The organism is Corynebacterium sp. HMSC062E11 (assembly GCF_001811845.1).
Classification (GTDB): Bacteria; Actinomycetota; Actinomycetes; order Mycobacteriales; family Mycobacteriaceae; genus Corynebacterium; species Corynebacterium hesseae.
This window is the reverse complement of record NZ_KV806780.1, coordinates 70190-76189: the sequence shown is the minus strand read 5'-3', so window position 1 is coordinate 76189 and position 6000 is coordinate 70190. Positions and strand designations below refer to the sequence as shown.

Annotated in this window: 4 protein-coding genes; 1 reads left to right on the top strand and 3 read right to left on the bottom strand. The window is 58.4% G+C overall.

Annotated features, from left to right (window positions below):
• Positions 1-242: 242 nt before the first annotated feature.
• From HMPREF2822_RS13610 to can, 3 genes are all read right to left on the bottom strand, one after another.
• Positions 243-683, bottom strand: coding sequence for a hypothetical protein (locus tag HMPREF2822_RS13610; protein ID WP_232755554.1), 441 nt, complete (start codon positions 681-683; stop codon positions 243-245).
• Between the two features lie 399 nt (positions 684-1082).
• Positions 1083-1655 (bottom strand): TetR/AcrR family transcriptional regulator, encoded by a 573-nt coding sequence (locus HMPREF2822_RS02685; protein WP_070520589.1) that lies wholly within the window; start codon positions 1653-1655, stop codon positions 1083-1085.
• A gap of 170 nt (positions 1656-1825) precedes the next feature.
• Positions 1826-4642, bottom strand: a complete 2817-nt coding sequence (can, locus tag HMPREF2822_RS02680) for an aconitate hydratase (protein ID WP_209167892.1) — start codon at positions 4640-4642, stop codon at positions 1826-1828.
• A 346-nt stretch (positions 4643-4988) separates the two neighbouring features.
• Here can and HMPREF2822_RS02675 point away from each other — a divergent pair, with 346 nt between their 5' ends.
• Complete coding sequence (locus HMPREF2822_RS02675) at positions 4989-5465, top strand: Rv1476 family membrane protein (protein WP_070520584.1); 477 nt, start codon at positions 4989-4991, stop codon at positions 5463-5465.
• Positions 5466-6000: the final 535 nt, after the last annotated feature.

The following is a 6000-nucleotide window of genomic DNA, read 5'->3' as shown; positions in this document are numbered from 1 at the left end:
ACCACACCGCTACCATTTCAGTCTTCTGAACATTGGGCTGCTGATCGTGCTCCTTCAATTCTTTAGGCGCGAGGGAGCCGGCGCTGGCTGCATCGAATTTCAGCGGTGACCGGGGAAGTTGGATAGGCGATTGGATCATGGATCACAGTGTAAAGGGGTTAGAGCCGCCTTTCTCGTCGCTTCAACACCCAATGGGGAGTAGGACCCGTGTTGGACGACGGGCCAACTAACCTCGAAGCGGCTTAGCGCACCCAGCGCTGTTCAGCGAAATTCAGAACGGCGTCAACCTGCCGGCCAGTGAGGCCAAGGGAGAGTTCCGCCTCTGAGCTCGTTCCGTCGGTGCGGTAAGCAGCCACAGTCCATCCATTGTTGTTCGCAGTATCCACGGTAGCGATCCGGGAGCCCTCCGCCAGTGCAGCGCCACGTGACCTCAACCAGTTCGGGTTGTTTGCGCGGAACTCTCCGGACATGGCCTTCGCCAGTGTGCCGTCTGGCTGAAGGAGGAGAAGGGGCGCCGAGTAATAGAAATAGGTCCGTTCACGGTCTTCCGGACCTTCGGTTTTGCTGCGAAGGTAAACCAACTCACCAATGAGAGCGGGACGGTATTCCACCCATCCATTGCGCCACGCGGTGCGCAGACGCCGAGCTTGACCGATTGCCTGAAAGATGTGCCACAGGCTCACAGCGACAAAGGTCGCGCTGAGGAAACAAAAAATGATAGGGATTAGCGAAAATATGCCGATGTCAGAGAAGCTGAATCGCGGAGGACCAAAATCACCAGCGAAGAAAGAGATCGACATCTTGCACATAAATAGACCAACTAGACCTATGATGAGCCAGACCGACAGGTCGCTGAGCTTAATGCGCCCTGGCTGAGGCCCTGCCTCCTCGATGACCTCGCGGAGCCCTGAACTATCTATTCTCGGGTTCGGCTGAGCATCGTGGGCGCGCTGTTCTTTCGGAGCAAGCCGGGGTGTGGCGTTCAGACTAATTCCACACTGCGTCCGCGGAAGCTGTAGAGGTGTATGGTCCATGGGCCACAGTGTAGCGCCAATCACACTCAGACTCTGAGTGCTAAACACTTAGTGTTCGGCGCGGGAGCCGCGAATCGATTGCTCGACTAAGGACAACACCTGCTCTAAATTCTTCGTGTCACCGAGTGCTAGGCGGTTGATAAAACCGTCCATGAAGGTCTCCAAGTATGTCACGAGGGTGTCGATGGAGACGTCATCGCGCAGCCGCCCCTTTTCGGCGTTGGACTCCAAGCGGGCGCGGACTGCCTTATCCAGAACCTGCTGTTCTTCGTGCCAGCGCGCGGCGAAAGAGGGATCGGTGCGCAGCATCGAGGTGACGGCAAGGCGCGTGGCCAGCCAGTCATGGCGCTCCGGGTGGCGCAGCATTTCACTCATGACCTCAACCAGACCGTTGTTGGCAACGACCTCAGCTTCGCGGGCGGCGTCTTCGCGTGCCAAGGCAAGGAAGAGGGACTCCTTATCGCCGAAGTGGTGAAAGATTGCGCCCCGCGATTTACCGGTGGCTTCTTCAAGGCGGCGAACTGTAGCCCCGTCATAGCCGTGCTCAGCAAAACACTTTCGAGCACCAACCAAGATGTCATTGCGGCGGCGATGAAGTTCAGAGTCGCTCATAATTGGCATGGCTGGAATCTCGCTCCTTAAAGCACGGCGGTGGATAGACGGGGGATAGAAGTAGTTAATGGTTAGGAAACAGAAAGGCCAGCCAGCACTCCTTGTTGCTAGCTGGCCTCCTGCCTAGCTATGCGGGGGATGCCCATTGTTGGCTACCCCGCATGTCGGACAAGGCTGATTTAGGCCTTGACCATCTGGCGCAGAACGAACTGCAGAATGCCGCCGTGGCGGTAGTAGTCGGCCTCACCAGGTGTGTCGATGCGAACCTTGGCATCGAACTCAACGGTCTCGCCGGACTCCTTGGTGGCGGTCACGTGGACCGTCTTCGGAATGCCGCCCTCGTTGAGGGCTGCGATGCCGTCGATGTCGAAGGTCTCGGTGCCATCCAAGCCCAGGGACTCGTGGGACTCGCCCTCCGGGAACTGCAGCGGGATGACGCCCATGCCAATGAGGTTCGAGCGGTGAATACGCTCGAAGGACTCAGTGATGACAGCCTTCACGCCAAGCAGGTTGGTGCCCTTAGCAGCCCAGTCACGGGAGGAACCAGTGCCGTACTCCTTACCAGCAAGGACAACCAGCGGAATGTCGGCTGCCTTGTAGTTCTCGCAGGCATCGAAGATGAAGGCCTGCGGTGCGCCCTCCTGGGTGAAGTCACGGGTGTAGCCACCGGCGACGTCGACCAGCTGGTTCTGGAGGCGGATGTTGGCGAAGGTACCGCGCATCATGACCTCGTGGTTACCGCGACGGGAACCCAGGGAGTTGTAGTCCTGACGATCGACACCGTTGGCATCCAGGTACTGAGCGGCCGGGGTGCCCGGCTTAATGGAGGAAGCCGGGGAGATGTGGTCGGTGGTCACGGAGTCACCGAGCTTAGCAAGGACGCGAGCGCCCTTGATGTCCTGAACGGGCTCCGGCTCAGTCGGCATGCCGTCGAAGTACGGTGCCTTGCGGATGTAGGTGGAATCCTCGTTCCACTTGAAGGTCTCGCCCTCCGGAACGTCCAGGTTGCGCCATGCGTCGTCACCCTTGAACACGTCGGCGTAGTCAGCCTCGTAGAGCTCGCGGGAGATGGCCTGCTGGATGGTGTCCTCGATCTCCTTCGGGGAAGGCCAGATGTCCTTGAGGAAGACATCGTTGCCGTCCTGATCCTGACCCAGCGCCTGAGCCTCGAAATCGAAGTCCATGGTGCCAGCAATAGCGTATGCAATGACCATGATGGGGGAGGCCAAGTAGTTCATCTTGACGTCCGGGGAGATGCGGCCCTCAAAGTTACGGTTGCCGGACAGCACCGCAGTAGCAGCCAGATCATGCTCGTTGATGGCGTTGGAGATTTCCTCCGGCAGCGGGCCGGAGTTACCGATACAGGTGGTGCAGCCGAAGCCGGAGAGGTAGAAGCCAAGCGCCTCCAGATCCTTCCAGAGGTCTGCGCGCTGGAAGTAGCCGTCAACAACCTGGGAACCCGGGGCACAAATGGTCTTGACCCACGGCTTGGACTTCAGGCCCTTTTCAGCAGCCTTACGTGCGATGAGGCCAGCACCAACCATGACGGACGGGTTAGAGGTGTTGGTGCAGGAGGTAATGGAAGCGATAGCAACCATGCCGTGGTCCAGGGTGTACTCGCCACCGTTCGGGGAGGTGACGGTAACCGGGTTGGACTGGCGGCCGGAGCCGCCCTTGGCTGCGGACTCGCCTTCGCCTGCACGAGACTTGTTCAGGCCACCGGTAACGTCGACGAGAGCATTCTCGTCGCCACCCTCGGAGGTCATGCGCTTTGCCTCGATGGTGGACTCGTCTGCAACAACCTCGCCGGAAGCGTAAGTCGGCAGATCCTTACGGAACTGCTCCTTTGCCTCAGAGAGGAGAATGCGGTCCTGCGGGCGCTTCGGGCCGGCGATGGACGGCTTAACAGTGGACAGATCCAGTTCGAGGTACTCGGAGTACTGTGCCTCCGGAGCGTCCTGCTCGAGCCACATGCCCTGAGCCTTGGCGTAAGCCTCGACGCGATCGATCTGCTCCTGCGGACGGCCGGTGAGCTCGAGGTACTTGATGGTCTCCTCGTCGATCGGGAAGATCGCAGCGGTGGAACCGAACTCGGGGGACATGTTACCGATGGTGGCGCGGTTAGCCAGCGGCACGGACTTCACACCGTTGCCGTAGAACTCAACAAACTTCTGAACCACACCGTGCTGGCGCAGCATCTCGGTGATGGTCAGCACCACGTCGGTAGCGGTCACGCCGGTCGGAATCTCGCCGGTGAGCTTGAAGCCCACGACGCGCGGGATCAGCATGGACACCGGCTGACCCAGCATTGCAGCCTCGGCCTCGATGCCGCCAACGCCCCAGCCCAGGATGCCCAGGCCGTTTTCCATGGTGGTGTGGGAGTCGGTACCAATACAGGTATCCGGGTAGGCAACACCATCGTTGTCGAAGACCACGCGGGAAAGGTACTCAATGTTGACCTGGTGGACAATACCGGTTCCCGGAGGAACAACGCGGAAGTTGGAGAAGTTCTCGGCACCCCAGCGCAGGAACTGGTAGCGCTCCTGGTTGCGCTCGTACTCGATCTCAACGTTCTTCTCCAGAGCCTCGGTGGAGCCGAAAGCCTCTACGATGACGGAGTGGTCAATAACCATCTCGGCCGGGTTGAGCGGGTTCACCTGGTCCGGCTTGCCACCGAGGGTGGCGATAGCCTCACGCATGGTTGCCAGGTCCACCACGCAGGGGACGCCGGTGAAGTCCTGCATAAGAACGCGGGCCGGGGTGAACTGGATCTCGGTATCCGGCTCAGCGGACGGATCCCAGTTGGCCAAAGCGTTGATGTGATCCTTGGTTACGTTCTTCCCGTCCTCGTAGCGCAACTGGTTCTCAGCCAGGACCTTGAGGGAGTAAGGAAGCTTCTCCAGGCCCTCGACTGCATTGATGTCAAAGTAGTCATAGGACTTACCGTTGACCTCAAGAGTCTTCTTGGCGCCGAAGGAGTTCAGGCTTTCAGTCATAAGGAGCTCCATTCCTTGCTTTTCGCTTGTGGGTTATCGAACACTGGTCGAAGGTTCATCGAATTTGCCGATATGCCCTAGCAACCACATGGAGCCAAGTGTATCGGCGATCTCAGAACGCGAATGTTCCGTATCTATTGTAGATGCAAGAACCCTCGGTCGACACCAGCATAACAGTACGGGCGTTCTGTTTCCTACATTTCGGGGGTAGCGGCGAGTCACCGGCCTCGCCCACGCTCCGAGGTTTAGGCTCGATCGGGAATCCGGGGGACAAACCTCCGAATCGTGTTTGGACAGAAGACTGTGCCACCAAGCATTAACGGCCATAGAGATTAAGGAGTGGCGGATGATCCCGGCGGGCGTAGATGTAGACGACATTGCAGATCAGCTCTCGGCCGACGGTGTAGCGTTCTCCAACCCAGAGCTGGCGCAAGACGCCGACCTCCAGGTCCACATCGCAGACTCCCTCCAGCCCAACCATGGCATCGCAGTGGTAGATGTCTTCCCCGACAAAATTCCCGATCTGCGCGACCTGGCGACAACCCTTCAAGAACAAACGGGACTCGATACCGTGATTCTCCAAGCGCCAATGCGGGTGTCCGCAGTCAGTAATTCTTATGCTCGGGCATCCATTGAGGCAGCCGAGGATTCGCTGCCAACTGGACTCGATCAGGTAACTTTGCTGAATGATTTCTATGCAACTGCAGATCATTTTTCAACGCCATGGCTGGCAATCTTGACGTTGTTTTTCTTCGTAGCGGCAATTGCGGGCTGGGCGGGATTTCGAGCCGCTACACAGAAAGCTGACACGGCCAGAAACTAAGCGATCGAGGTCGCCGAGTGAATTCCGCTAAACATGCGCCACACCCACCACAGGGGTAGGGAAGTGGCGAATATCAACCACTAAGACTTGACTTTTGCAACGGGGGAGTGGTTGAGAGGGCGTAAGAGCCCTAGGAATATGGCCCACGCAGCGACCACATCGGATGCCGCACGGGCACCTTAAGTCGACGAATACTTCGGTTCTCTCCAGTCCCGAAATGGAGCGTTCCCTGCACCCCAGAAGACAGGTTCCACTGGGAGCAATCGGAGCTTCTGCGGCAGGCCCAGGGCCGCAATCCACAGCGATAGTCAAGGGGGAGAGGTTTGCACTCCGGGGAAGAGTGAGCAACGTCACAGTCACACATTGATAACAAAGTCATTGCAGGTTAGGTGCGCCTGTAACGCCTTGTGGTTTTCCGTGGCTGATGTGAAAGATGGGAAAAGTGTGCGAGATGGCGTGTCGGTGACGTATGGTTCACGTATCGACTCACGGGTTGACTATTGCTCCATACGTTCATGGACCAAGCCTTGACTCT

Bases quoted from the DNA above. Each gene is read 5' to 3' on its own strand.
- HMPREF2822_RS02685 (WP_070520589.1), bottom strand. From the start codon at position 1,655: ATGCCAATTATGAGCGACTCTGAACTTCATCGCCGCCGCAATGACATC.
- HMPREF2822_RS02675 (WP_070520584.1), top strand. From the start codon at position 4,989: ATGATCCCGGCGGGCGTAGATGTAGACGACATTGCAGATCAGCTCTCG.
- can (WP_209167892.1), bottom strand. From the start codon at position 4,642: ATGACTGAAAGCCTGAACTCCTTCGGCGCCAAGAAGACTCTTGAGGTC.